The organism is Kribbella sp. NBC_00359 (genome assembly GCF_036097425.1).
Taxonomy (GTDB): domain Bacteria; phylum Actinomycetota; class Actinomycetes; order Propionibacteriales; family Kribbellaceae; genus Kribbella.
This window is the reverse complement of sequence record NZ_CP107975.1, coordinates 5,995,991-6,020,749: the sequence shown is the minus strand read 5'-3', so window position 1 is coordinate 6,020,749 and position 24,759 is coordinate 5,995,991. Positions and strand designations below refer to the sequence as shown.

The following is a 24,759-nucleotide window of genomic DNA, read 5'->3' as shown; positions in this document are numbered from 1 at the left end:
CCACACCGTCCCCGTCGCGAGCGCCCCGATCAGGCTCCGGCGACCCCGTCGATCTGCTCGCGGAGGATGTCGGCGTGGCCGCCGTGGCGGGCGTGCTCCCTGATCAGGTGCACGTAGATCCAGCGGAGTGAGACGTCGTCCACATCCTCGCGGGACACGACGTGGTCGAGCGGGAGGCCGGCCGCGATCCGTCGCGACTCCGCGCAGGCCTCCTCGAAGGCCGCGATGATCCCGGCGACCGTCTCACTGTCCTCGATCTGCCAACTGGCGTCACCACCGCGCGCGTCTCCGGCGATCTCGTCCCGCGGGCGCCCGGCGACGATGTGCTGGAACCAGTTCCGCTCGACGCCGGCCAGGTGCTTCACCAACCCGATCGGTGTGGTCAGCGACGGCACCAGCCGGCGCCGCGCGTCCGACTCGGACAGGCCGCGGAGCTTGTCCACCGCGACCTGCCGATGCGAGTCGAGAAACGCCTCGAGTACGTCACGCTCCCCCGCCGTACGAACCAAGCTCTCCATCCGGAGACTGTATTCAGGAGCGGGTCCACTTCTGGTCGTCGGAGCCGTTGCAGGGGGCGGTGCTGACGGCTGCGCCGTTGCCGGTCCCGGTGGCGGTCAGACAGAGGGTGGGGATGGCAACACTGGTGACCGTTTGGTCGGCGTTGACTTCCCAGGCCTGATTGGTAGCACCGGTGCAGGCCTCGATCGTGACCGAGGTGCCGGCGGTCATGCACTTGTCGGCGTACACGGTGAGTTGCTTGTCGGCCGTGTAGTTCCACGACTGGTTGCCGCCGTTGTTGCAGTCCCACAGGTCGAGCGCCGTACCAGGAGTCGTCGAGAAGCCGGGTACGTCGACGCACCGGCCGCTGGCCACACCACGCAGGGGCTCACCCGGCGGAGCGGGCGGCAGGGTGTTCGTCGGCTCCTTCTTCAGCAGGCCCCAGCCCCACCACAGCTGGGCGCGACCGCTCTGGCTGTTGACCTGGAGGTCGGCCGGGCCGACCTGCGTCGTCATGGAGTACGAGTCGCCGGTGCGCAGGCCCGGCCAGTAGACGATGCCCATCTTCTGTTCGTTCGCCACCTGGGTGAGCGCACCGAGGTACGCCGTGTAGACGTTGCCCTCGTGGTTGCCGTAGTTCAGCCCGATCGTCATCGGCGAGCCGGCCTCGTCGATGATCGTGCGCCAGCCGTACGAACCGATCCGCGGCCGCAGGTTCGCCAGCCAGGCCGCCTCGGTCGTGTCGGAGGCCCAGAAACCGTAGAAGTGCAGCGACAGCAGCGTGCCCGTCAGCTCGGGCGCCGCACCGACACCGGTGACGTTGTCGTTGTAGCCGGTGCCGGAGATGACGATCCGGCTGCGCGGGACGTCGCTGTGCCGGGCGATCCAGGACGAGGTCAGCGACACCCACTCGGTCAGCGAGTAGCCGAACGGCTCGTTCATCGGCTCGAAGTAGACGTGCGGGTTCTTGGCGTAGGCCTTCACCACCGCGTCCCACATCGCCGCGTACTGGACCGGGTCGTCGACCCGGCCGTCCTTGGCGTTGTCGGCCTCCCAGTAGCTGAGGATGACCTTGAAGCCGCTCGCGACCGACGCGTCGATCGCCCCGCGGTAGGAACTCCACCAGGTGGTCCCCACGCTCGAGGGGTTGATCGGCAAGCGGATCGTGGTGGCCTTGAGCTCCTTGCGGAACTCGCCCACGATCCCGGTGGCCTTCCGGTACGTCGTCCGGTAGTCGTCCGTCGTACTCAGTCCTGACGGGACCACCTCGTCGTCGGCGTAGTTGTCCCGCGGATCGGCCCAGTTCACTCCCCGGAAGTCGTTGGTCCCGGCCGGGCCGCCCGCGGGCGCGGCGGCGGGTGCGGTCGGCGTCGCGGTGGGTGACGCCTCGGCCTGGATGGTGACGGCAGCTGCGATGGCGGTGGCAGCGAGCGCTGCGGCGGCGATACGGCGAACTGTTGATCTCACGCGGCGATGTTCACGTAAACATGTAGCACCGTCAATGCCTTCTGTTTGCGTCAACATGAGATGTGACCGGCGTCACATCATGATGACAAGCTCCAGGTCGAGCCATTGCGCAAGGTCGCGGAGTTCGCGGTGGACGGCGGTGCCGAGCGACTTGGAGAACGGCGCGTCCTCGTGGATCGCGTCGACCCGGAAGACGCCGGCCTTGCGGTCCGAGGTGGCGTCGACCTTCCCGACCAGGCCGTCGCCGTGCAGGATCGGGAGCGCGAAATAGCCCCACTTGCGCTTGGCGACCGGCTTGTACATCTCCAGCTGGTAGTCGAACTCGAACAGCTCGGCCAGCCGCTTCCGGTCGTACACCAATCGGTCCAGCGGCGAGAGCAGCGCCGTACGTCCGGAGAAGGGCCGGCCGAGCAGCTCCGGGTCGATCCGCCACTCACCGCGGACGCCGTCGACGACGGCGGGCTCCCCCGCGACGCCGCCGTCGAGCGGCTCGCCCGGGCACGCGGGGCCCCTCGCCCGCAGGATGCCCATCGAGCGCAGCCGCTGCTCGTCCCGGATCCGCCGGGCCTTCTCGACCGGGACCACCGGCTCGTCGGGATACACCCGCGAAGCAAGGTCCCACAGGCGGTCGCGACCGTCGCGGCCCGCGATCGCCACCTCGCCACGCTGCATCATGAACTCGAGCAGTTGCGAGACGTTCCGGTTGTCGGTCCAGCCGGTCGACGTCCACCGCACAACGCAGGTATCCGGCAGGTCGCGCATCAGCAACGGGCCGTCCTGACGCAGCCGTTCGAGGATGTCGAGCCGGCAGCCTTCGTTCGCCTGCACCCAGTCGCGGCGGTACACCTGGTCGTCGAGGAGCTTCCCATCCGGCGTCCGGCTGGCCGGCCACGCCGCCATCTCGGCCCGGAACAGTGCCAGACTCTGCGGCAGCCGCACGAACCCCCGCAGCTCCAGCAGCTCCTGCGTCGCCAGCGCGTCGGCCAACTCGCTCACGTCGTACGACGATCCGAGCCGGCTCCACGCGACGAGGTCAGCATTCGGCGCAATGTGGGCAGTCTGATCCAGCTGCAGCACGTTGAGTCCCTCGACCACTTCGAACAGCCCGGCCGGCCGCTCACTCGTCAGCAGTTGCGCCCGGACCGCGAGGCGCCGCGCGTCCCGCCGGGACAACTGATGGACAGTCATACCGCGAGGCTAAGCCACGCCCAGGACAGTTCGCGGCCGCCGGAACGTTGTCCAACTACTCCGCGTGATGCGAGACTGGGCTGAACCGAGCAGGTGGGGATCTGGGAGCTCGGCAGTGGGGGGTCATCGTGGCGGTGCGTGGTCGGGCGCTTGTGCCCATTGCGGTCTTGATCGCGACGGTCGCCGTCGCGGGCTGTTCGAGTGCGGAGGACGCGGACTCCGGGGACAGTGCGCCCGTCGGGACCCCGTCGATCGTCATCCCGCGCACCCCGGCCGCGGTACTCAAGCCGGCGAAGGACTGCTCGCAGTCCACCGAGCCGCTCGAGCCGGAGTCCCAGATGGACGGCGTGCGGCTCGACGCCAGCACCGACCCGACCCACACGTCGCTGCTGTTGAAGAACACCGGCAGCCTGTCGGTCATCGTCGTACCGGATGCGAGATTCGCGTCCCGGCTGGTGATGGCGCCGTACGCGAATCCAACCGACCAGGCGTCGAAGGCGGCGCTGAACGCGGTGATCAACAGCGGTCCGCTGGCCCCCGACCGCGGGCTGCCGGCGTACGTACCGGCGACGCAGGTGTTCATCGTGCCGCCGCAGTGGGCGGTCTGCGCGCTCACCGACGACATCCACGAGGCCGCCGGCGTGCGCTACCTGCGGGACAAGGTGTCGAGTGCGGAGTACTTCGTGGCGAAGGGGCTGGCCGACCAGCTGCTGTCACGGTTCCAGTCGAACAAGGCCAGGCCGACGCTGATCAGGTGCGTGAAGAACACTCTGCAACTGCTGAGGGCGCACCCCGACCTGGCGGACGTCGAGCTGTACGCCGAGATCCTCGGTGCGGAGTCCACCTGCCGGGCCGGCTACAAGGAACTGCTCGGCCACGACGAGCGTGCCACCGAACGAACCGGAACCGCCGTCCTGAACATGCTCGAGCGGACCCCGCGCCTGCTCGAGACCACCAGGCTCTTCGAAGCGCTGGCGCGCGCCTGACCAGGGTCCGCTCCGGGTGCGATCAGGGTGAACTCCACTGCACGGGACCCCATCGGGGCCGGACACTGGATGCAGAGACCCATTAGCACTCGGAGGACACACACCATGATCGGCTTCATCGTCGCCGGCCTCATCATCGGAGCGCTGGCCCGGCTCTTCACACCCGGCAAGCAGAAGCTCGGTCTGCTCGCCACGCTGCTGCTCGGGCTGGCCGGTTCCGTGATCGGTGGCACGATCGCGAGCCTGCTCGGCACCGGCGGCATCTTCGAGCTGAACGTGCTCGGCTTCATCGTCGCCGTGATCTCGTCGGTGCTGCTGGTCGGCACCGCGGAGTCGCTGTCGGCCCGCGGCAAGAACTCAGCGCTCGAGCGCTAGCCGGCCAGCTCGTTGCTCGCCATCGCCGCCCGCGGTTCGCGGCCGGGTGGCTGTGGCGGGCGGGGCAGCAACGGCGTGCGCTTGTCCAGCGTCCGGATCACCGGCTTGTCCGCGGTGACGAGGATGTCCTCCCCCGCGTGCCGGATCGTCACCTGAGCGCCCTCGCCGTCGTGCACCGAGTACTTCACCGACACCGGATCGATCTCCACCTTCAGCCGGGCCCCACGCCAGCGGATCGCGAAGTTCAGCCCGGACAGACCTTGGGGCAGCGCGGGATCGAAACAGAGACAACCCTCCCGGTCCCGCAGGCCGCCGAAGCCGGCGACCAGGGCACTCCAGGCACCGCCCAGCGACGCCATGTGCAGACCGTCGCCGGTGTTGTGGTGCAGATTCCGCATGTCGATCAGCGCCGCCTCGTAGGCGTAGTCGTAGGCCAGGTCCAGGTGACCGACCTCCGCCGCCATCACGGCCTGCACACACGCTGACAGCGAGGAGTCCCGGACCGTCAGCCGCTCGTAGTAGTCGAAGTTCCGCGCCTTCTCCTCCGGCGTGAACGCGTCGCCGCACCAGTACGTCGCCAGCATCAGGTCGGCCTGCTTGACCACCTGCATGCGGTACAGCTGGAAGTACGCCGCATGCAGCATCAGCGGGTACTTGTCCTTGTACGCCTCGAAGTCCCACACGGCGTTCCCGGTGAAACCCTCCGACTGCGGGTGTACGCCGAGATCCTCGTCGTACGGCACATACACCGCGGCGGCGGCGTCGCGCCAGGCGGCCTCCTCCTCCGCGTCGACACCGAGCTCGCGGGCCACGGCCGGCAGCCGGGCCGCGGTCTCCGCGGCCGAGCGCAGGTTGCGCGCCGCCATCAGGTTGGTGAAGACGTTGTCATCGGCAACAGCGCTGTACTCGTCGGGTCCGGTCACGCCCGGCAGATGCCAGCGGCCGTTGCGGTCGTGGTGGCCCAGTGAGATCCACAGCCGGGCCGTCTCGACCAGCAGTTCGAGCCCGACCTCCTCGAGGAACTGGTCGTCGCCGGTGGCCCGGTGGTAGCGCATCACCGCCTCGGCGATGTCCGCGTTGATGTGGAAGGCCGCCGTACCGGCGGGCCAGTAGCCGGAGCACTCCTGACCGCGGATCGTCCGCCACGGGAAGGCCGCGCCGCGCAGGCCCAGCACCTCGGCCCGTTCGCGAGCCAACGGCAGGATCGAGTGCCGCCAGCGCAACGCGTCCGCGGCGGAGCCGGGCATCGTGTAGGTCAGGACCGGCAGGACGAATCCCTCGGTGTCCCAGAACGTGTGCCCGTCGTACCCGGCGCCGGTGAGGCCCTTCGAGGGAATGGCCCGCCGCTCGGCCCGGGCACCGGCCTGCAGGATGTGGAACAGCGCGAAGCGGACTGCCTGCTGCAACTCCGGATGGCCGTGCACCTCCACATCGGCGCCGTCCCAGAAGTCGTCCAGGAACTCGGCCTGCTGGGCGGTCAACCCGTCCCAGCCGGAGAAGCGCGCGCTCGCCAGCGCCGCCGCGACCTGGTCCCGGACGGCGGTCTCCGACCGCAGGCTGGACCAGCCGTAGGTCAGGTACTTCACCACGCGCAGACTCTCGCCGGGCTGGAGTTGGCAGATCACCGTCGACCGGGCCCAGTCCTCGCGGACATCGAGGTCCATCGCGTAGCGCACCGAGGTGTCCACCTCGTGGCTCATCGCGGCGGCCATCAACTGCCGGCTGCGCGTCGTCCGGTGGATCAGGACGACGCCGTTCTCCCCGCCGTCGTGGCTGACCGGCTTCAACGGGTTGTCCAGTACGGCGGCCACCCGCGGATCGTCGGACAGCTTCGGCTGGGTCTCGTTCGCGACCAGCTCGGACTGGATCACGAACCGCGCGGGCTGGTCTACCGGCTCGACGATGTACTCGATCGCGGCGACGGCCCGCTGGGTCAGCGACACCATCCGGCGGCTGCGGACCCGGATCCGCTTGCCACCGGGCGAGGTCCAGTCCACGTCCCGCTGGAGGATGCCGGTGCGGAAGTCCAGCGACCGCTCGTGCTTGGTCAGGTAGCCGTAGCGGACGTCGAACGGCGAGTCGTCGACCAGCAATCGGATCAGCTTGCCGTTGGTGACGTCGACCAAGGTCTGACCGGACTCGGGGTAGCCGTAGCCGGCTTCGGCGTACGGGAGGGGGCGCTGCTCGTAGAACGAGTTCAGGTAGGTGCCGGGGATCGCGTACGGCTCGCCTTCGTCGAGGTTGCCGCGCAGCCCGATGTGACCGTTCGACAAGGCGAACAACGACTCCGACTGGGCCAGCTTGTCGAGTGCGAGCCGGGTCTCCCGCAACCGCCACGGCTCGATCGGATGATGCCCGCGGTCGATCATTCGCCCTCCAGCAGCTCGGCCAGGTCGCGGACCACGACATCGGCACCGTGGATCTTCAACTCGTCGGCCTGTCCGACCCGGTCGACACCTATGACATGCCCGAAGTGTCCGGACCGGCCGGCCGACACGCCGACCAGGGCGTCCTCGAACACGGCCGCCTCGGACGGGTCGATCCCGAAGCCCTTCGCCGCGGCCAGGAACGTGTCCGGCGCGGGCTTCCCCCGCAGCCCTTCGGTCCTGATCGTCACGCCGTCGACGACCTGCTCGACGTACTGCGCGAGTCCGGTCACATCCAGTACTTCGTGGGTGTTCGCACTCGACGACACCACGGCTCGCCGGAGTCCGGCCTGCACAGCGGCCTGCAGGTAGCGCCGGGAACCCTCGAACACGTGCACGCCCTCGGTCCGGATCCGCCGCTGGACGGCCACGTTCTTCCGGTTGCCGAGGCCGTTCACCGTCATCGCGGTCGGTGGATCATCCGGCGTACCGTCGGGCAGCGTGATCCCGCGCGCGGTCAGGAAGTCCCGCACCCCGTTGGCCCGCGGCTTGCCGTCGACGTAGGCGTCGTACTCCTTGCGCGCGTCGAAGGGTACGAACGGGATCCCCCGCTCCTGCGCGTAGGCACGGAGGAACTCGTCGAACATCTCTTTCCACGCGGCGGCATGAACGGCGGCGGTGTCGGTGAGCACACCATCCAGGTCGAACAAGCAGGCCCGGATCCCCGTGGGTAGTCCCAGCAGCATGTCCCCAGACTAGGCCGTGCCTCAGGTCGTCAACCGGTCCGGTAGTCCGAACGCCGGGAAACGGGAGTAGCCGAACGTCATGATCTCGACGACCTTGCCGTCGCTGACCCGGAGCACGTCGAGCTTGAACGCCCGGTACACCGTGTCCCCGGGCCGCAGCAGGTACGACGCCGCGGCCGGCAACCGGTTCGCCGAGGTCGGCACCAGCCGCCACTCGCCGTCCCGTTCGGGACCGAACGCCCGCTCGAACAGCGGCAGGACGGCGGCGAGGCCGTCGAAGGTCAGCGGGTTCGGCGGCATCGACACGCGCAGGTCCTCGGCCGCGATCGCGATCGCCGCCGCGGCGTCACACCGCTCATGCGCGTCGATGAACCGATCCAGCACGTCGCGCTCCTCGGCGGTCGGCCGTGGCGCGCTCCAGTCGGTCCGACGAGCCGGCAACCGCTGCTGCATCGTCGCCCGCGCCCGCTGCAGTGCGGAGTTCGCCGCCGCCACACTCGTCTCGAGCAGTACGGCGGTCTCCGCAGCCGACCACCCGAGCACATCCCGCGCGATCAGGGCTGCTCGCTGACGCGAGGGCAATGCTTGCAGCGCGATCAGGAACGCCAGCTCGATCGTCTCCCGATCCACCGCGACGGCATCCGGCTCGTCGGCGGGTGCCGCGATCTCGTCGAGCATCCTGTCCGGGTACGGCTGTAGCCACGGCACCTCCCCGGCTGACGCCGTACGCCGGGTGTGCCGTCGTACGACGTCCAGACAGACGTTGGTCGCGATCCGGTACAACCACGCCCGGAAGTAGGTCCGCCCGTCGTACCCGTCCCGTCCGCGCCAGGCCCGCAGCAGCGTCTCCTGGACGGCGTCCTCTGCGTCGTCGAAGGACGCCAGCATCCGGTAACAGTGCACGTGCAGCTCACGCCGGTGCTGTCCGGCGAGGTCGGCGAACGCGGACTCGTCGCCCGCGAACGCCGCCTCTTCCAGAGTCCTCACGGCTTGCTCTTCCCCACCTCCTGGACCGTCCAGCCGTTGCCGTCCGGGTCCGCGAAGGTGAGAAAGGATTCGTAGTCGGCCCGCTTCGGGCTCGGGCCGGTCTGCTGCCCCTCGGCCGTGAAGTGGAACGGCTCACTGACGTCGACACCGCGCTCGACCAGCTGAGCGCGGGCCGCTTCGATGTCGTTCACGACCAGGTGCGTCCCCTCGTAGGTGCCGGGCGCGGCCTTGGTCAGCCCGGTGCCGATCGTGATCGAGCACGCCGACCCCGGCGGGGTCAGTTGCACCACGCGGAATGCGTCCCCCGCGCTGTGGTCGACATCCTCGTGAAACCCGAGCTGCTCGGTGTAGAACTTCTTCGCGCGGTCGACGTCCGTTACCGGGACGATGACGAGTTCGAGCTTCCAGTCCATTGACGGCCTCCTGCGGTCGGGTCGGTCACAGTCTGACCGACGCATGTGACCGTGTAACGCCGCCCGCACCGGAAACTCATCGGTCCGTCGATGACTCCTTCGCGGCGAAGATGTTCGCGAACCAGTCGAGCTGGGCCAGCTGCTGGTAGGTCTGACCGCCCTCGTGCTCGTTGTAGCTGTAGACCTCGATGTCCTTGGCGACGTCCGGCCGGGCGCCGTAGTGGTTGTAGGCGGCGAAGACCGTGGACGGCGGGCAGATGGCGTCCATCAGCGCGACCGAGAACAGCGTGGGCGCCGTGGCCAGCCGGCCCAGGTTCACCCCGTCGAAGTAGCTGAGCGTCCGCAGCGCCGCGTCGACGTCGTGCCGGAACCCCTTCAGGTACCGGGTGATCTCGCCGTACGGATCCTCGTCGGTGATCTGCAGCGCCCGCTCGAAGTGGCACAGGAACGGTACGTCGGGGGCGCAGCCGAGCAACTCGATGCCGGCCAGTCCGGCGAGACCGGCCGCCGCGATCGAGATGCCGCCGCCCTGGCTGGCGCCGGTGACGATGATCTTGTCCGGGTCGACCAGCGGGGACGCCTTGGCGGCCTCGAGTGCGCGGACGGCGTCGATGAAGACGCGGCGGTAGTAGTACGTCTCCGGGTCGGTGATGCCCGCGGTCATGAAGCCGGGGGTGTGGTTGAGACCGGCGTACGCGCTGTCGTCCGGCGTACCGCTGCCGCCGGCGCTGTAGCCCTGACCGCGAGTGTCCATCACGAAGTGGGCGTAACCGGCTTGCGCCCACAGGTTCGTGGCGTGCGGGAAGCCACGGCCGCCCGAGTAGCCGAAGTACTGCACGACCGTCGGGAGCGGACCGGTGGCGCCGGCCGGCACGTGCAGCCAGCCCTTGACCGGCGCTCCGCCGAATCCGGCGAACGTGACGTCGTAGGTGTCGATGACGGCGAGCTTGTTGTCGATCGCGGTGAACGAGGCGGACAGGTCGTCGGTGCGCGCCTTCTCGATCGAGCGGCGCCAGAAATCGACCAGGTCGGCGGGTGCGGCCACCTCGGGCCGGTAGGCGCGGAGCTTGTCGAGAGAAAGATCGAACATGGCCATGAGCAACGAATCTACGTCAGGCCGGAGGCCGACGGAAAACGATCTCCAATACCGGACAGCTTCCCGCTAGGGTGAGGTGATGCGCGGTCCGAACATCGTCTTCGTCATGTCCGACGACCACGCCGCCCACGCGATCTCGGCGTACGGGAGCAAGGTCAACAGCACTCCGCACCTGGACCGGCTGGCCCAGGACGGGGTCCGGATGGATGCGACGTACTGCACGAATTCGATCTGCTCGCCGTCGCGGGCGTCGATCCTGACCGGCACCTACAGCCATGTCAACGGGGTGGCGTCGATCTACACCGAGATCGACTACCGGGTGCCGACGTTCACGGAGGTGTTCAAGGACAGCGGCTACCAGACCGCGCTGTTCGGCAAGTGGCACCTCGGAGAGCGCCCCGAGTCCGCCCCGCGGCACTTCGACGCGTGGCGGGTCTTCCCCGGGCAGGGCGAGTACGTCGATCCGCTGATGATCGGCCCGGACGGCGCCGAGATCGTGCCCGGTTACGCAACGGACATCGTCACCGATCAGAGCATCGACTGGATCCGGCAACGCGATCCGGACCGGCCGTTCCTGCTGCTCGTGCACCACAAGGCGCCGCACCGGCCGTGGGTTCCGGACGAGAAGCACAAGCACCTCTATCCGGTCGGATCGATCCCGGAGCCGGCCACACTGCTCGACGACTACTCCACCCGGAGCCAGGCGGTCCGCGGCGTGCGGATGTCGGTGGCGGACGACCTCGGTTCGGACGAGCTCGGCGAGGAACTGCCGGACGAGCTGCGCGGCCCGGAGAACCGGGACGCGCGGATGCGGTGGAACTACCAGCGCTACCTGCGGGACTACCTGCAGTGCGTGCAGTCGATCGACGACAACGTCGGCCGGTTACTGGACGTCCTCGATGACGAAGGACTCCGCGACAACACCGTCGTTGTGTACACCTCCGACCAGGGGTTCTTCCTCGGCGAGCACGGGTGGTACGACAAGCGCCTGATGTTCGACGAGTCGCTGCAGATGCCGATGCTGATCCGCTGGCCCGCGGAGATCCCCGCCGGTAGCACGTGCGACGCGATGGTGACCAACGTGGACTTCGCCGCGACGTTCCTCGACATGGCCGGGCTGGAGGCCGCGGTCGCACTGCCGACGTCCCAGGGCCGGAGCTTCTTGCCGTTGCTACGCGGAACGGACGTTCCGGACTGGCCGTCCGCGATCTACTACCGGTACTGGGAGCACGACGACCCCAATCACCACGCTCCGGCGCACTACGGCATCCGGACCAAGGAGTTCAAGCTCATCCACTACTACGGCGCGGGCCTCGGCGTACCGGGGTCGTCGGAGCGGATCTTCGCCGCGGAGTGGGAGCTGTACGACCTGCGCAACGATCCGGAGGAGCTGGTCAACGTTGCGGACGATCCGGCGTACGCCGAGATCCGTGCGGCGTTGACCGACCAGCTTGCCGGGCTGCAGCGGCACTACGCGGACACGCCGTACGCCGGCCCGTCGACGCCGCACCCGACGTGGCCGTGGAGCTAGCGAGGCAGCACCTGGTCCAGTTGGCTGCGGGAGGTGATGCCGAGCTTGGGGAAGACCTTGCGCAGGTGGTACTGGACCGTGCGGGCGCTGATGAACAGGCGGGTGGCGATCTCGGGGTTGGAGAGGCCGTCGCGTGCCATCCGGGCGATCTGCGCCTCCTGGGCGGTGAGCTCGCTCTGGGCGGGAACGACACGCCTGCGGGCGGTCCCGCCGGCGGCCTGCAGTTCGCGGCGCGCCCGCTCGGCGAAGCCGGCCATCCCCATCGCCTCGAACATTCCATGCGCCGACTTCAGGTACTCGCGGGCATCGGTACGCCGTCGTTCGCGGCGCAGCCACTCACCGTAGAGCAGGTGGGCTCGGGCGCAGTCCACCTTGAGCCGAGTCTTCTCCAGGTGCCCGATCGCCTCTCGATAGAGGCGCTCGGCCGTGTCGCCGGCACTGAGCAACGCCTGGGATCGAGCGTGCACCCCGAGCACCCAGTCGGTGCCGGTCGCGGCGGCCATCTCACCGAGCCGCTGCCCGGCGCGGTGCGCCGTGTCGATCGCCCCGGTCCGCACCGCGGCCTCGACCAGCTCACTCTGCGCGAGCATCATCGACAGTGCGTCTCGGCGATCCTCGAGGGCCCGGGCCGCCGCCTCGGCCGCGTCCTGGTACCGGCCGAGACCGTTGCCGAGGACGGCGGTCGCCCATTCGGCGAACACGATCCCGATCCCCTCGCCGCGCCGGCTTCCGTCCTGTTTGGTGGCCTCGACCAGCGCGAGGGTCTCGGACCGATCGCCGCGGAAGGCGGCCAGCGCCAGCCGGCCGTACGGCGCGAGGTTGCCGCCTGTGGCCTCGTTGGCCGCCTGGACCTCGTCGGTCAACGTCGCCGCGGCGGTCAGGTCCCCGGCGAACACACACACGTAGGCGAGTGAGGTCAGCGCCAGGGCGACGTTGCTCAGGACTCCGGTCTCACGGGCGAGCTGCACGTGCCGTCTGGACAGCTGCTCCCAGCGATCCGCGTCCCAGAGGCGCAGCGAGGTCGTGGTCGCCATCCACAGCAGCTGCAACTCCTCCTCGACCGACAGGCCGGTGCGGAACCCGGCCAGCGCCTTGTGCAACAGCTGCGCTCCCGCCGCGTAGCCATCCCGGAAGTACAGCGCGGTGCCGTCGAGCAGGAGGTCCGACGGACGCTCGAGGGCAGGCCGCGGCGCGCCTGCCGCCGCGCGGGCCACGTCGATCACGTCCCCGCCGGGCGTCGCCAGGCCGCCGGCGAAGATCGCTGCCGAGAGCGCATCCAGGTACGTCGCCCGCGACAGCGCAATGTCGATGGTCTCCAGCCGCTTGGCCGCCTTGAGCATCAGCTGCGGCGCGTCGTTGCCACGATTGGTGACGAACGCGAGTTGCGCGTGGATCAGCTCGGCGCGGGCGCGCTGCAGCTCGGTGAGCTGCTCTGCCTCGGCCATGGCCAGCAGGTCCGCGGCCGAGTCGAAAGCGCCGGCCTGCATCTCGGCCTGCGCGGCCGCCAGAGCCCGGCCGGCTCGCTTCGCCGGGTCGAGCGTCAGTGCCGCGGAGCGCTGGAGGAACGCGGCGGTCGCGGCGAAGCCACTCCGCGCCTGCGCTCGCGCGGCCGACCGTTCGAGCTCTGCCGCGACCTCCTCGTCGGGTCCGGCGGCGGCCTGGGCCCGGTGCCAGGCCCGTCGATCCGGATCGGCCTCGGCGTCGATCACCTCGGCCAGCGCCTGATGCACCTGACGCCGCTCCACGGCGGACGCCGAGCGGTACGCCGCTGACCGCACGAGCGGGTGCCGGAACCGGATCCGGGTCGCGAACTCCGCCAGTCCGGCGTCGGTCGCCGGTGCCGCCGCCTCCGGACCGATCCCGAGTCGCGCGGCTGCTCGTCGTACCAGGACGTCGTCGCCTGACGGGTCGGCCGCGGCGAGGACCAGCAGTCGCCGGGTCTCGGCCGGCATGGCGGTGACCCGGCGTACGAAGCTCTCCTCGATGTCACCGGCGCCTGGCAGCCCGAACCCGCCGGCCAGCTGCGCCGGAGTCAACCCCCGCGGCAGCTCCAGCAGGGCGAGTGGGTTGCCATGGGCCTCGGCCACCAACTGATCCCGCACCTGCGCGTCGATCGGTCCGGCCAGTACGGCGTCCAGCAGCAGGCGCGCGTCCGTGTCGTGCAGACCGTCGATCGGGAACTCAGGCACGCCCGCGAGGACCTGGCCGACGTCTCGCGTCGCGAAGATCAGCCCGACGGACTCGGCGCCCAGCCGGCGCGCCACGAACGCCAGGATCTGTGCCGAGCACCGATCCAGCCACTGCTGGTCGTCGACCAGGCACACCAGTGGCTGCCGCTCCGCGGCCTCGGACAGCAGGCTCAACACCGCCAGACCGATGAGGAACATGTCCGGCGGTGGGCCGGCGCTGATGCCGAACACGGTCCGCAATGCCTCGCACTGCGGTGCCGGCAGCTTCGCGAGAAGATCCAGCGCCGGCGCACACAACTGGTGCAGACCAGCAAAGGCCAGCTCCATCTCCGACTGCACGCCGGAGACGCGCGTCACCCGGCAGTCATGCGCCTGTCCGGCCAGGTAGTCGAGCAGTGCGGTCTTGCCGACTCCGGCTTCGCCGTGCAGCACCAGCGCCCAGCTCTCCCCGGACCGCACTGCCCCGATCACCTGGTCGAGGACGCCGCACTCCGCGTGGCGGCCGGTCAGTTCCACCGCACGCCGCCACCCGACCAGATCCGCAGGCCCATGCACGGACTCACGCTATCCCTTGCGGACGCTGGCGAAGACGGCCAGCCACTGGCGGATGCCAAGCCGTAAGCCCCGCCCGCAAGCTGCTCCTATGACGTTGAAGAACAAGCACCGCGCACAGCGGCGGCGAACCACTGAGTTGAGCGGAGTCGAGTGATGGGGCTTTCCTGGCAACAAGGACCGCTGGCGACGGGTGCCATCGGCCGATTCCTGGTTCCGGTCGAGCTGCCCGAGCGGATGCTGTTCGCCGAGCCGCTGCGCCGGCGGATGCGGGTCCGGTTCGGCGACACCTGGATCGCCGACAGTGAGGACGTCGTACTGCTGCACGAGCCCGCGCGGTATCCGGTGGCGTATTTCCCGCTCGCTGACGTCGTGGCCGACGTACTCGCGGCCGAGGATCGCACCACCAAGCACAAGGACCTCGGCGTCACGTCGTGGTACACCGTGAGCGCGGGCGAGAGCACCAAGGCGCGCGCGGCCTGGCAGCACATCGAGCTGCCGGACTACGCGAGCGATCTGAAGGGGCGGGTCGCGTTCGCCTGGCGGGCGATGGACGCGTTCTACGAGGAGGACGAGCGGATCGTCGGGCACGCCGCCGACGCCTACCACCGGATCGACATCCGGCAGACCAGCCGTCAGCTCGTCGTCCGCGCCGGCGACCAGGTCGTCGCCGACTCGTCGCGCCCGCTGGTGCTGTACGAGTCGGGGTTCGCGCCGCGGTGGTACGTGCCGCGCGCGGATGTGGACGAGGCGGCGTTGACGCCGGTCGAGGGTCAGACATTCTGTCCCTACAAAGGTTTGTGCAGCTACTACGACATCGGCGACGCGCGCGGCGCGGCGTGGGGGTACGAGGACGCTTGGACCGAGGTACGGCGGATCTCCGGGATGGTCTCGTTCGAGCCGGACAAGATCGAGGTCGAGCTCGACGGACGGCGGCTGCGGCAGGAACCTGGTCAGAGTGTGATCTCACACGGCATCGACCGTGACCTGACTGTGGAGGAGCTCTCCGGATGACCAGTGCCACTGTGCTCTCGGTGAACGTCGGCCTACCGAAGAACGTCTCGTGGAACGGCAGGACCGTCTTCACCGGCGTGTGGAAGGAGCAGGTCGACGGTCCGGTGATGGCACGGCGGCTGAACCTCGACGGTGACGGCCAGGGCGACACCGCCGGTCACGGCGGTGAGCAACGGGCGGTGTTCGTCTACCAGATCGAGTCGTACCACCACTGGGAACAGCACTTCGGCCGGGACGACTTCGTGTACGGGCAGTTCGGGGAGAACCTGACGGTCGACGGGTTGCCGGACGACGAGGTGTGCATCGGCGACCGGTACCGGATCGGCGAGGCCGAGTTCGAGGTGACGCAGCCACGGGTCACCTGCTACCGGGTCGGTCTGCGGATGGGCGAGCCGGAGCTGCCGGCGCTGCTGGTCGCGCACCACCGGCCGGGGTTCTACTTCCGGGTGATCACCGAGGGCCGTATCGCGGCCGGTGACGCGATCGTCAAGACCAGGACCGGTCCGGGCGCGTTGAGCGTCGCGGACACCGACGCTCTGCTCTATCTCCCGCATCGAGACCTCGACGGTGTGCGCCGTGCCCTGAAGATCCCGGCCCTCAGCCCCGGTTGGCAGGGGTCGTTCCGTGAACTCCTGGAGGCCGATGCGACCGGCGCGGGCACGTTCACGGCAGCGGGGACATCAGCGGCGACACCGCCCGCCTGGGAGGGGTTCCGTGCGTTGCGGGTGACCGACGTGGTCACCGAAACCCCGAGCGTCTCCTCGATCCAGCTGGCTGCGACCGACGGCATGGACCTGCCCGCGGCCCGGCCGGGCCAGTACCTGACGTTCCGGTTGCCGGATGCCGGACAGCCGGTCCCGGTGCGCAGCTACTCGCTGTCCTCCACGCCCGGGACCGGCAGCTACCGGATCAGCGTCAAACACGAGCCGCACGGCATCGCGAGCGGCTACCTGACCAGCCGGCTGCGGCCTGGCGCCGTACTGGAGGTTGCCGCGCCGCGAGGCGAGTTCGTGCTCGAGGACGGCACCGAGCCGGTCGTGCTCGTGTCGGCCGGTATCGGGGTCACGCCGGTCATGGCGATGCTGCATGCGCTCGCGGCCGCGCGCAGTACTCGCGAAATCTGGTGGATCTACACCGCCCGCGGACCAGCGGAACACCCCTTGGCCGCAGAAGCGAACGATGTGCTGGGAACGCTGCCGCATGCCCATGAGCACGTCTACTACAGCTCATCCGGTGGGCGGCTCACCAAGGAGAAGCTGGTCGACCTGGCGCTCCCGGTCGATGCGACGGCGTACATCTGCGGCCCGGTCGCGTTCATGACGGACATGCGCGAGGCGCTGACCGGCGTGGGGATCGAGCGGATCCACACCGAGTTGTTCAGCGCGTTGCCGTCGACCAACCCGGGCATCGTCAACCAGACGCTGCGTCCGCCCCACCAACCTGCCGAGCTCGGCACCGGGCCGCTGGTGACGTTCGCCCGCAGCGGCCTCTCGACGCCCGCCGGCGACGGCAGTCTGCTCGACCTGGCCGACGCCTGCGACGTCCCGACGCGCTTCAGTTGCCGCACCGGCGTGTGCCAGACGTGCGTGACGCCGTTGCTGTCCGGAGAGATCGCCTACTCCCCCACTCCGCTGGAGACGCCTCCGGACGGCGAGATCCTCATCTGCTGTTCCCGCCCAACCACCGACCTCGTACTGGACATGTGATGGAATTCAAGCTCGAAGTTCTTACTCTGCCCGTTCGCGACGTCGATGCCGCGAAGGCGTTCTACACCTCGCTCGGCTTCCATCTCGACGTGGACTATCACCCGCGCGACGGGTTCCGCGTCGTTCAGCTGACACCGCCCGGGTCGGCCTGCTCGATCCAGTTCGGCGATGGCCTGACCGACGCCGCGCCCGGATCGGCGCGCGCGAACTATCTCGTTGTACCGGACATCGAGGCTGCCCACGCGGAGTTGGTTGCCCGGGGCATCAAGGTCGGGGACATCCGGCACAAGACGCCGATCGACACCTGGGCCGGCGACTTCGCTCCGGGGCCGGATCCGGACCGGCGCTCGTACGCGAGCCTCGCCGAGCTCGCCGACCCGGACGGGAACACCTGGACGCTGCAGGAGATCCGCCGCTGATGGCCGAAGCGTCCGTGCTCGACCCGAGCGGGATGTCGATGACAGGTCCCGCGACGAGCCCGCTGCGGGCGTTCCTGCGGACCGAGGCGGCGAGCGCGTCCGTCCTCGCCGCCGCGATCGCGCTCGCGCTCGTCTGGGCCAACGTCAGCAGCGCCGGGTACGACGCCTTCTGGACCAGGGAGCTGCCGATCCGGATCGGCCCGCTGTCAGCGAACCTGGACCTGCGCACGTGGGTGAACAGCGGCCTGATGGCGTTCTTCTTCCTGGTCGTCGGGCTCGAGGCCCGTCGCGAGTTCGACCTCGGCGAGTTGCGAGACCGCCGCCGGATGATCCTCCCGGTCGCGGCCGGCCTGGCCGGTATGGCCGTGCCCGTGCTGATCTACCTGGCCTTCAACCATTCCGGAGCCGGCCTGCACGGCTGGGGCGCGGCGATGTCGACGGACACCGCGCTGGCGCTCGGCGTGCTCGCGGTCGCCGGCCGGCACGTCCCCGACCGGGTCCGGACCTTCCTGCTCACGGTGTTCGTCGTCGACGACGTGGTCGCGCTCCTGGTCATCGCGATCGCCTACACCAGCCAGGTCCATGTGACCGGGCTGCTCGTCGCGATCGCGGCGTACGGCGGACTCCTGGCCAGCACGCGGCTGGGTTACACCTACCGCCGGCCCGTGTTCACACTGCTCGCGGTCGTCCTGTGGTGTGCATTGCTTGCCAGTGGCATCGACCCGGTGGTGGCGGGTCTCGCGGTTGGTTTGGCGACCTCGGCGTACGTGCCTCGACGGGACGCGTTGGAGGAGGCGACCATGCTGGTTCGCCTGTTCCGGGAGCAGCCGACGCCGGAGCTCGCGCGGACGGCGACACGCGGCCTGGCCGGCACGTTGTCCGCGAACGCGCGGCTGCAGCTCACCTATCACCGGCTGACGAGCTACGTCATCGTGCCGTTGTTCGCGCTGGCGAACGCGGGGATCGCGATCGACGCCGGCCTGCTGAGTCGAGCGTTGACCGCGCCGGTCACCGTCGGGATCGTCGTCGCCTTCGTCGTGGGGAAGCCGGTCGCGGTTGGCGCGACGTCTTGGCTGATCACGCGGACCAGCCACGGTGCGGTGCGACCGTCGGTCGGGTGGGCGGGTGTGGTCGGCAGCGGGCTGATCGCGGGCGTGCCGTTCACGCTCTCCCTGCTGATCGCGGACCTCGCCTTCACCGGGGAGACCTTGGAGGAGGCGAAGCTCGGCGTACTGGTCGCGGCTCTCGGCGCGACCGTGCTGACGTTGGCGTTCTACCGGGTGATCGCGCTGCTGCCCGTCCGCGCTCGTACTCGCGCACTCCTCGGGACCGGTGGTCAGCTGAACGACCTCGCAACTGAGGTCGACCCGGAGCGCGATCACATCCGCGGTCCGGCCGATGCGGCGGTCACGGTGGTCGAGTACGGCGACTTCGAGTGCCCGTGGACGCAGATGGCGGCACCCACGGCCCGCGAACTGCTCGCGACGAACACCCACATCCGTTACGTCTGGCGGCACTTACCCCTGCACGACGTGCACCCGCACGCACAACTCGCCGCCGAAGCCGCTGAAGCGGCGGGACGGCAAGGCAAGTTCTGGCAGATGCACGACCTTCTTCATCAACAACCACCGCCACGACGGCCCGCAGGACCTCCCGACCCTGACCCGGGTCATCCAGCAAACGTTGGCTACGGCAACTTGATGCCGAACCCGGGCTGCTCCGACAGCGTGAGGTACCCGTCCGCCAGCGTGTAGCCGTCGCCGTCGGTGCCCTCGGTGTGGCCGGGGACGCCTTCGACGATGGGGATGTTGCCGAGGCCGGCGGCGAGGTGAGCGGCGTACAGGGTCTTGAGGGGCAGGCCCCAGGCGTGCGGAGAGGCTTCGGTGGACGCGTCGACGAGGCGTGGCATCGTCCGCCGCCAGGCGGTGAGGCCGTGGCCGGTGACATCCATCAGCGCGATGTCCAGGAGCCCTTCCTGCGCGAGCCTGACGATGTGCTCCTCGTCCGGATCGAACTCGCCGTCCGCGATCTTCGGCCCGGACGTGCCGAGCAGCCCGCGCAGGAAACGGAAGTCCTCCCAGCGCTCGGCGAACGGCTCCTCGATCCAGTAGAGCCGGCAGTCCCCGACCGCGTCGAGGTACGCCGTCAACGTGTTCACCGTGTAGCCGTCGTTCGGGTCCACCAGGATCTCGGCGTCCGGGTAGAGCTCGCGAGCCAGCCGGGTCACCTCGATGTCCCGCTCGAGCCCGGCCTGCGGGTCCATCCAGCGGTACCCGCGTCCGAGCTTCAGCTTGAAGTCGCGGAACCCGAGCTCGTGGTCCTGGCGAAGATTCGCCCGGACCACCTCGATCCCCTCCGCCGCATCGAGATCGTCGAAGTAGATGCCGCCGCTGTAGCACCGGACCCTCGGAGTACCCGCGGACCCGAGCATCGCGTAGACGGGGACCTCCAGGATCCGCGCCGCCAGATCGTGCAGCGGATAGTCGAGGAACTCGGCCGCGGGGTCGATCACGCCTCGATCCGGGTCGATCAGCTCGGCCAGATTCCGGCCCACGAGTCGCGCCGGATCCCCTGCGGACAAGGGAAGTCCCCATCCGGTGGCTCCACGATCCGTCTCCACGACGTACGCCGTTGCCGTCCCGCCGCTGCCGTGATCACCACGGAACGAGTTGCGCCCGACGGGACGGACGTACCGGTAGCCGATCTCGGCGGTTGTGACAGCTCTGATGACATGCCTGGCAAGTGTCATCGTTCAACGATAGAGACCGACCAGCCGACGGTACGCGCCCGGAGCACTCAGGACGTCGGTGTTGTCGGCGAACTGATCGATCGCTCCGAAGCGCCCGAGCCTCGTCAGCCGCGGATCCGTGACCGTGGCGAGGCACGCGTCGACGAAGCGGTCAGCCCCCAGCACGATCGCGGGCCGGTCGAAATACGGCCGTGGTGACGGGTCGATCGCGTCCGTGATCCCGAGGGCGTTGTGCCGACGGGCGACCAGTTCGTACGCCGTGACGAGGGCGCGTTCCCGCTGACCGAAGTCGTCGGCGGCGAGCGTGTCTGCCAGCGCCTGGTCCAGCCCGTCCTCGTGCCCCAACCGGGCGAACGCCGTACCGAGCCATTTCGAGTACGGCGCATAGGTCCGCGACTGCAGGAACGCGAGCCGCATCACGTCCCGCACCAACCGCCCGGCCACGACCCGCGACCCCAACTCGTCACCAACCTCGTGGGTGCGCTGGACGAACGCCTCCTCCTGCGCGATGCGAGACCACTGACAAGCGAGCAGCCAGCGCCACACCTCATCCGGATACCAGGCCAGGGCTCGACGGACCGCCTCCAGCCGGCCGTCGTCGGCGTACACGCGCCCGGCAACCACTCCGAGAATCTGCTGCTGTGGAGTGACCAGCCAATCCTCGAGGCCGATCCCCCGCGAGGCATCGAACCCCAACTGTCCGCGCAGCCACTCCCCCAGCGTCGCGACCGTCACATGGTGTCCCGGGTCCCGACCGTCCCACCCGAAGCGGACCGCGAACCCCTGATACTCGTCCGGCAGCCCAGTCTCCACGAGCGCTCTCACCCGCTCGACCTCTCCCGCGTCGACCAACACCACCACCCGCGGGCCCCACCCATGATCCGTCGACCGCTCGGTGTCGTAGCCCAACACATCCGACCCCCAGCCCAGCAACCCCGCCGCATACCCGACCTCACCCACCAACGGCGCGATCACCTCGGCTTGAAAACCGACCCCCAGCTCCCCCGCACCACGAAACTCCACCTTTGCCTCCTCAAACAGCTCGACGTAGTACGGCCCACAGACCCCAGCCGGCCACCTCTCTCCCGGTCGTCGTCCGTCTAGAGTGTCGCGGGTGATGAGTGTTTCGCATGTGGTTTGGGACTGGAACGGGACCCTGCTGGACGACAACCAGGTCGTGCTGGCCGCGGTCAACGAGGTGTGTGCCGGGTTCGGCCGGGCGGAGCTGAGCTGGTCCGAGTGGCAGGCGGCGTACGCGCGGCCGATGCGCGTCTCGTACGAGCAGATCCTGGCCCGCGAGCTCGACGAGGAGGAGTGGGCGCAGGTCGACAAGCTCTACCACGAGCGGTACGACGCACTGCTGCACAGCTGTGGTCTCGCCGGCGGAGTGACGGACGCGTTGCGGCAGTGGAACGAGAGCGGGCGCACTCAGTCACTCCTGTCGATGTGGTTCCACACCCGGCTCACCCCGACCGTCGAGCAGTTCGGCCTCACGCAGTACTTCACCCGCATCGACGGTCTGGCCGCTGAGGTCGGTGGCGGCTCGAAGGCCGACAGCCTGATCCGCCACCTCGAGGCCCAGCACCTCGACCCCACCGAGGTCGTCCTGATCGGCGACGTGGTCGACGACGCGCACGCCGCACAGTCCGCCGGCGCCCACTGCATCCTCGTCACCACGGGCGCCATGAGCCGCTCCGCCCTCGAATCCACCGGCGCCCCCGTAACAAACTCCATCACCGAAGCCCTCCACCTCCTCCAGCCCTGAACCAGCCGTCATGTCCGGGCGGCATAAGCGTCGTGTCTGAAGGGCATTTCCGTTGTGGGTCGGCGACTGCGAGCGTGGCGATACGCCCTTAGAACAAGGGCTTTCACCACTCTCCAGGAAGGCCAAGCTGATGACTGTCACGACCTCGACGGACGGCACGAAGATCGAGTACGACCGGAGCGGATCGGGACCCGCCGTGGTGCTGATCGGCTCCGGCCCGACCGACCGGACCGCGAACGCGGAACTGGCCGGACTGCTGTCCGCGAGCTGCACCGTGCTCAACTACGACCGGCGCGGACGCGGTGGCAGTGGCGACACCGCGCCGTACAGCGTCGACGCGAGCTGGAAGACCTCGCCGCGGTCGTCGCCGCGGCGGGTGACGACGTCTCGCTGTTCGGCACCAGCGGCGGCGCCATACTCGCGTTCAAGGCGGTGGCGAACGGCCTCGCCGTACGTCGCATCGCCGCCTGGGAACCGCCGTACATCCTGCCCGGCACCCGCCCACCGGCACCGGCGGATTACGCCGAGCAGCAGGCGGCACTGGCCGCCGCCGGCGACCGGTCCGGGATGGCCGAGCTGTTCCTCAGCAAGGCGGTCGGGCTACCGCCGGAGTTCGTCAAGCCGCTGATGGAAGGGCCGTACTGGGGTTTCCTCGAGGCTGCAGCGTCACCGGCGCTCGTGTACGACGCTCAGCTCGCGGGAGACTTCGCACTCGACGTGAAGCAGCAGGCGAACGTCGGTTGCCCCGTGCTCATCCTCGACGGCGGCACGACCGAGTGGCTGACCAAGACCGCCGACGCCGTCGCCGATGCTTCGCCGCACTCAACCCGTCAGACCTTGCACGGCCAGCAGCACAACGTGGAGGCGGCCGCGCTGGTCGACCCCCTGGTCGCGTTCTTCGGCAGTGCGCCGAGATGAGCAGCCTCCTGGTCATCGAGTACTTGTCGGTAGACGGGGTTGCCCAAGGTCCCGGCCATGCGGGCGAGGATCCGGACAACGGCTTCGAGCTCGGCGGGTGGGCCGGTCCGCATCTTCCGGACCACCGCGAGTACGGGACGGCGACGTACCAGAACGCCAGCGCGTTCCTGTTCGGCCGGCGGACGTTCGAGCTCTGGCGGCCGCACTGGTCCCAGGTCTCCGATCCGCACGACCACATCGCGGCGGCGCTGAACACCCGCCCGAAGTACGTCGCCTCGACGACCATGGACGAGCCGGATTGGCCCGGCACCACGGTGCTGGCCGGCGATCTCCCGGAACAGGTCGGCGAGCTGAAACTGAAGCACGGCCCTGGACCCATCGTGCTTGCCGGCAGCACCCAGTTGGCGAACACCCTGATCGGCAACGACCTGGTCGACGTCTACCAACTGTGGATCCACCCGATCGTTCTGGGTGGCGGCAAGCGTCTCTTCGAGCCGCCACTGTCCCCGCAGCAGGACCTCCGCCTCATCACAACCTGCACTACCCGGACCGGCCTGGCCATCCTCACGTTCGAACGGACCTGATCACCTGAGGGTCGGGGGACGCGTCGGTCACCCAGTGGCCGACGCATTCGATCGCCTTGGCGGCTTCCGGCAGGAACGACCAGAACAGCTGGAACACATGGGTGTTCACGGGGTAGAGCTCGAGCTCGGTGGGTACGCCGACGCCCTCGGCGATCGCGGCCAGCTCACGGGCCTCGTGGACGACGAAGTCGCCGGTGCCGACCTGGATGAGCATGGCCGGATACCCGGTCAGGTCGTCCCGCAGCGCGTTCACCGCCGGGTCGTCACGCGCCGTCCCACCGAGGTACGTCGGGACGCACATGTCCACCTGATCCCGGACGGCCCGGGCCTGTGGCGACGCCTCGGTCTCGCGGTCGAGGAACCGGCACTCCTGGTCGACCCACGGACTCAGCAGAACCACCTTGCCCGGCATCGCCCCACCGCTCGCCCGGAGCCGGTGCAGCACCGACATGATCAGCCCGGCGCCGGACGAGTCACCGATCAGCGTGATGTCCTCGGGCGCCGTCTTGCCGGCCAGCCACTGGTAGGCCGCCTCGACGTCCTCGACCGCTGCCGGATATCGGTGCTCAGGGGCCAGCCTGAAGTCCGGGACGAGCACCGAGGCAGCACAGGCGACCGCCAGAATCCCGGCCAACGGCCGCGAACCGTACGCGGACCCGGCCAGGTTCCCGCCACCGTGGGCGTAGACGACGGTCGGCGTACGCCCGGGGTCGGTGCCGTAGACCAGGCACGGAACACCGGCGGCGTTGACCGGTCGAGCCGTCACCCCTTCCGGCGTGGGGAACTGGGCGTTCATCGCCTCGAAGGCCTCCCGGTACGGATCGAGTCCTTCGAGCATCCGATCGATGACGGGCTGGGTCAGCCGGGCCAGGCGCTGCTGGTTCTCACCGCCTACCGCCCGGGTCGTGACGAGGGCCGCATCCAGGTCGCCGAGCAAAGGCCGGGTCCGTCCCAGCAGGGCCTCGCCGGCGACGGTCAACTCAACGCGGTGAGTGGAGCGGGTCAGCAGGTCGACTCCGACGAGCCGTTCGAGCTGGCGGATCTGGCGCGACAGGGCCGGCTGGGTGATGAACAACCGTTCCGCGGCCCGGCTGAAGTTCAGCTCCTCCGCCACGGCGACGAACGCGCGCAGGTGCCGCAGCTCGATGGCGTCAGGCGCCTTCGGCAACGCCAGCAGCCGGCCGTCCGCATCGCTGTCCTCCTCTGGCCT

22 protein-coding genes are annotated in these 24,759 nt (G+C 69.3%); 10 read left to right on the top strand and 12 right to left on the bottom strand.

The features are described 5' to 3' along the window. Nucleotides 1-29: 29 nt before the first annotated feature. The 3 genes from OG876_RS29495 to OG876_RS29485 form a co-directional block, all read right to left on the bottom strand. Nucleotides 30-518, bottom strand: coding sequence for a DinB family protein (locus OG876_RS29495; RefSeq protein WP_328519911.1), 489 nt, complete (start codon nucleotides 516-518; stop codon nucleotides 30-32). A 13-nt stretch (nucleotides 519-531) separates the two neighbouring features. Continuing rightward, the gene (locus tag OG876_RS29490; RefSeq protein ID WP_328519910.1) at nucleotides 532-1,965 is read right to left on the bottom strand and encodes a ricin-type beta-trefoil lectin domain protein; all 1,434 of its coding nucleotides are present in this window, start codon (nucleotides 1,963-1,965) and stop codon (nucleotides 532-534) included. A 72-nt stretch (nucleotides 1,966-2,037) separates the two neighbouring features. Beyond that, nucleotides 2,038-3,153 (bottom strand): DNA glycosylase AlkZ-like family protein, encoded by a 1,116-nt coding sequence (locus tag OG876_RS29485; protein ID WP_328519909.1) that lies wholly within the window; start codon nucleotides 3,151-3,153, stop codon nucleotides 2,038-2,040. Between the two features lie 152 nt (nucleotides 3,154-3,305). Here OG876_RS29485 and OG876_RS29480 point away from each other — a divergent pair, with 152 nt between their 5' ends. Together OG876_RS29480 and OG876_RS29475 are read left to right on the top strand one after the other, a co-directional pair. Then, nucleotides 3,306-4,139, top strand: coding sequence for a hypothetical protein (locus OG876_RS29480; RefSeq protein WP_328519908.1), 834 nt, complete (start codon nucleotides 3,306-3,308; stop codon nucleotides 4,137-4,139). A gap of 105 nt (nucleotides 4,140-4,244) precedes the next feature. Then, a complete protein-coding gene (locus OG876_RS29475) occupies nucleotides 4,245-4,514 on the top strand; it encodes a GlsB/YeaQ/YmgE family stress response membrane protein (RefSeq protein WP_328519907.1) in 270 nt (89 codons plus the stop codon). Here OG876_RS29475 and OG876_RS29470 read toward each other — a convergent pair. From OG876_RS29470 to OG876_RS29450, 5 genes are all read right to left on the bottom strand, one after another. After that, nucleotides 4,511-6,883, bottom strand: coding sequence for a glycoside hydrolase family 65 protein (locus OG876_RS29470; protein WP_328519906.1), 2,373 nt, complete (start codon nucleotides 6,881-6,883; stop codon nucleotides 4,511-4,513). The two genes, OG876_RS29475 and OG876_RS29470, sit on opposite strands and share 4 nt — an antisense overlap. Next, nucleotides 6,880-7,626, bottom strand: coding sequence for a beta-phosphoglucomutase family hydrolase (locus tag OG876_RS29465; RefSeq protein ID WP_328519905.1), 747 nt, complete (start codon nucleotides 7,624-7,626; stop codon nucleotides 6,880-6,882). The genes OG876_RS29470 and OG876_RS29465 overlap by 4 nt, the downstream gene beginning before the upstream one ends. A 21-nt stretch (nucleotides 7,627-7,647) precedes the next feature. Further along, on the bottom strand, nucleotides 7,648-8,613 hold the full coding sequence (locus tag OG876_RS29460; RefSeq protein ID WP_328519904.1) for an RNA polymerase subunit sigma-70: 966 nt from the start codon (nucleotides 8,611-8,613) through the stop codon (nucleotides 7,648-7,650). Continuing rightward, nucleotides 8,610-9,026 (bottom strand): VOC family protein, encoded by a 417-nt coding sequence (locus OG876_RS29455; RefSeq protein ID WP_328519903.1) that lies wholly within the window; start codon nucleotides 9,024-9,026, stop codon nucleotides 8,610-8,612. Before OG876_RS29455 ends, OG876_RS29460 begins: the two co-directional genes overlap by 4 nt. A 76-nt stretch (nucleotides 9,027-9,102) precedes the next feature. Further along, nucleotides 9,103-10,122 carry an acetylxylan esterase gene (locus tag OG876_RS29450; RefSeq protein ID WP_328519902.1) on the bottom strand — a complete coding sequence of 340 codons (1,020 nt, stop codon included), beginning with the start codon at nucleotides 10,120-10,122 and terminating at the stop codon, nucleotides 9,103-9,105. A 79-nt stretch (nucleotides 10,123-10,201) separates the two neighbouring features. On the opposite strand from OG876_RS29450, the gene OG876_RS29445 reads away from it, so the two are divergent. Further along, entirely contained in the window at nucleotides 10,202-11,653 is a 1,452-nt protein-coding gene (locus OG876_RS29445; protein WP_328519901.1) for a sulfatase family protein, read from the top strand. Here OG876_RS29445 and OG876_RS29440 read toward each other — a convergent pair. Next, nucleotides 11,650-14,397, bottom strand: coding sequence for an ATP-binding protein (locus tag OG876_RS29440; protein ID WP_328519900.1), 2,748 nt, complete (start codon nucleotides 14,395-14,397; stop codon nucleotides 11,650-11,652). The two genes, OG876_RS29445 and OG876_RS29440, sit on opposite strands and share 4 nt — an antisense overlap. 153 nt (nucleotides 14,398-14,550) lie before the next feature. Between OG876_RS29440 and OG876_RS29435 the strand changes: the two genes are divergently transcribed. From OG876_RS29435 to OG876_RS29420, 4 genes are read left to right on the top strand one after another with little or no spacing between them, the layout of a single operon-like run. Continuing rightward, on the top strand, nucleotides 14,551-15,408 hold the full coding sequence (locus OG876_RS29435; protein WP_328519899.1) for a DUF427 domain-containing protein: 858 nt from the start codon (nucleotides 14,551-14,553) through the stop codon (nucleotides 15,406-15,408). Beyond that, nucleotides 15,405-17,114 carry an MOSC and FAD-binding oxidoreductase domain-containing protein gene (locus OG876_RS29430; RefSeq protein WP_328519898.1) on the top strand — a complete coding sequence of 570 codons (1,710 nt, stop codon included), beginning with the start codon at nucleotides 15,405-15,407 and terminating at the stop codon, nucleotides 17,112-17,114. The genes OG876_RS29435 and OG876_RS29430 overlap by 4 nt, the downstream gene beginning before the upstream one ends. After that, the gene (locus OG876_RS29425) at nucleotides 17,114-17,533 is read left to right on the top strand and encodes a VOC family protein (RefSeq protein ID WP_328519897.1); all 420 of its coding nucleotides are present in this window, start codon (nucleotides 17,114-17,116) and stop codon (nucleotides 17,531-17,533) included. The genes OG876_RS29430 and OG876_RS29425 overlap by 1 nt, the downstream gene beginning before the upstream one ends. Then, complete coding sequence (locus tag OG876_RS29420) at nucleotides 17,533-19,287, top strand: Na+/H+ antiporter NhaA (protein WP_328519896.1); 1,755 nt, start codon at nucleotides 17,533-17,535, stop codon at nucleotides 19,285-19,287. The genes OG876_RS29425 and OG876_RS29420 overlap by 1 nt, the downstream gene beginning before the upstream one ends. Here OG876_RS29420 and OG876_RS29415 read toward each other — a convergent pair. Together OG876_RS29415 and OG876_RS29410 are read right to left on the bottom strand one after the other, a co-directional pair. Next, nucleotides 19,221-20,282, bottom strand: a complete 1,062-nt coding sequence (locus OG876_RS29415) for a mandelate racemase/muconate lactonizing enzyme family protein (RefSeq protein WP_328519895.1) — start codon at nucleotides 20,280-20,282, stop codon at nucleotides 19,221-19,223. The two genes, OG876_RS29420 and OG876_RS29415, sit on opposite strands and share 67 nt — an antisense overlap. 3 nt (nucleotides 20,283-20,285) lie before the next feature. Next, complete coding sequence (locus tag OG876_RS29410; RefSeq protein ID WP_328519894.1) at nucleotides 20,286-21,305, bottom strand: DUF4037 domain-containing protein; 1,020 nt, start codon at nucleotides 21,303-21,305, stop codon at nucleotides 20,286-20,288. A 94-nt stretch (nucleotides 21,306-21,399) separates the two neighbouring features. On the opposite strand from OG876_RS29410, the gene OG876_RS29405 reads away from it, so the two are divergent. The 3 genes from OG876_RS29405 to OG876_RS29395 all read left to right on the top strand — a co-directional run bounded on the left by OG876_RS29405 (nucleotide 21,400) and on the right by OG876_RS29395 (nucleotide 23,549). Beyond that, nucleotides 21,400-22,047, top strand: coding sequence for an HAD family hydrolase (locus tag OG876_RS29405; RefSeq protein ID WP_328519893.1), 648 nt, complete (start codon nucleotides 21,400-21,402; stop codon nucleotides 22,045-22,047). Nucleotides 22,048-22,479: 432 nt separating this feature from the next. Further along, nucleotides 22,480-22,965 carry a hypothetical protein gene (locus tag OG876_RS29400; protein ID WP_328519892.1) on the top strand — a complete coding sequence of 162 codons (486 nt, stop codon included), beginning with the start codon at nucleotides 22,480-22,482 and terminating at the stop codon, nucleotides 22,963-22,965. After that, the gene (locus OG876_RS29395) at nucleotides 22,962-23,549 is read left to right on the top strand and encodes a dihydrofolate reductase family protein (RefSeq protein WP_328519891.1); all 588 of its coding nucleotides are present in this window, start codon (nucleotides 22,962-22,964) and stop codon (nucleotides 23,547-23,549) included. Before OG876_RS29400 ends, OG876_RS29395 begins: the two co-directional genes overlap by 4 nt. On the opposite strand, the gene OG876_RS29390 is transcribed toward OG876_RS29395, so the two are convergent. Beyond that, nucleotides 23,530-24,717 (bottom strand): alpha/beta hydrolase fold domain-containing protein, encoded by a 1,188-nt coding sequence (locus OG876_RS29390; protein WP_328519890.1) that lies wholly within the window; start codon nucleotides 24,715-24,717, stop codon nucleotides 23,530-23,532. The genes OG876_RS29395 and OG876_RS29390 overlap by 20 nt on opposite strands. Nucleotides 24,718-24,759: the final 42 nt, after the last annotated feature.

Coding starts and splice junctions, on each gene's coding strand:
- OG876_RS29425 (WP_328519897.1), top strand. CDS start 17,114: ATGGAATTCAAGCTCGAAGTTCTTACTCTGCCCGTTCGCGACGTCGAT.
- OG876_RS29430 (WP_328519898.1), top strand. CDS start 15,405: ATGACCAGTGCCACTGTGCTCTCGGTGAACGTCGGCCTACCGAAGAAC.
- OG876_RS29445 (WP_328519901.1), top strand. CDS start 10,202: ATGCGCGGTCCGAACATCGTCTTCGTCATGTCCGACGACCACGCCGCC.
- OG876_RS29415 (WP_328519895.1), bottom strand. CDS start 20,282: ATGACACTTGCCAGGCATGTCATCAGAGCTGTCACAACCGCCGAGATC.
- OG876_RS29465 (WP_328519905.1), bottom strand. CDS start 7,626: ATGCTGCTGGGACTACCCACGGGGATCCGGGCCTGCTTGTTCGACCTG.
- OG876_RS29485 (WP_328519909.1), bottom strand. CDS start 3,153: ATGACTGTCCATCAGTTGTCCCGGCGGGACGCGCGGCGCCTCGCGGTC.
- OG876_RS29420 (WP_328519896.1), top strand. CDS start 17,533: ATGGCCGAAGCGTCCGTGCTCGACCCGAGCGGGATGTCGATGACAGGT.
- OG876_RS29395 (WP_328519891.1), top strand. CDS start 22,962: ATGAGCAGCCTCCTGGTCATCGAGTACTTGTCGGTAGACGGGGTTGCC.
- OG876_RS29435 (WP_328519899.1), top strand. CDS start 14,551: ATGGGGCTTTCCTGGCAACAAGGACCGCTGGCGACGGGTGCCATCGGC.
- OG876_RS29455 (WP_328519903.1), bottom strand. CDS start 9,026: ATGGACTGGAAGCTCGAACTCGTCATCGTCCCGGTAACGGACGTCGAC.
- OG876_RS29495 (WP_328519911.1), bottom strand. CDS start 518: ATGGAGAGCTTGGTTCGTACGGCGGGGGAGCGTGACGTACTCGAGGCG.
- OG876_RS29450 (WP_328519902.1), bottom strand. CDS start 10,122: ATGGCCATGTTCGATCTTTCTCTCGACAAGCTCCGCGCCTACCGGCCC.
- OG876_RS29405 (WP_328519893.1), top strand. CDS start 21,400: ATGAGTGTTTCGCATGTGGTTTGGGACTGGAACGGGACCCTGCTGGAC.
- OG876_RS29475 (WP_328519907.1), top strand. CDS start 4,245: ATGATCGGCTTCATCGTCGCCGGCCTCATCATCGGAGCGCTGGCCCGG.
- OG876_RS29470 (WP_328519906.1), bottom strand. CDS start 6,883: ATGATCGACCGCGGGCATCATCCGATCGAGCCGTGGCGGTTGCGGGAG.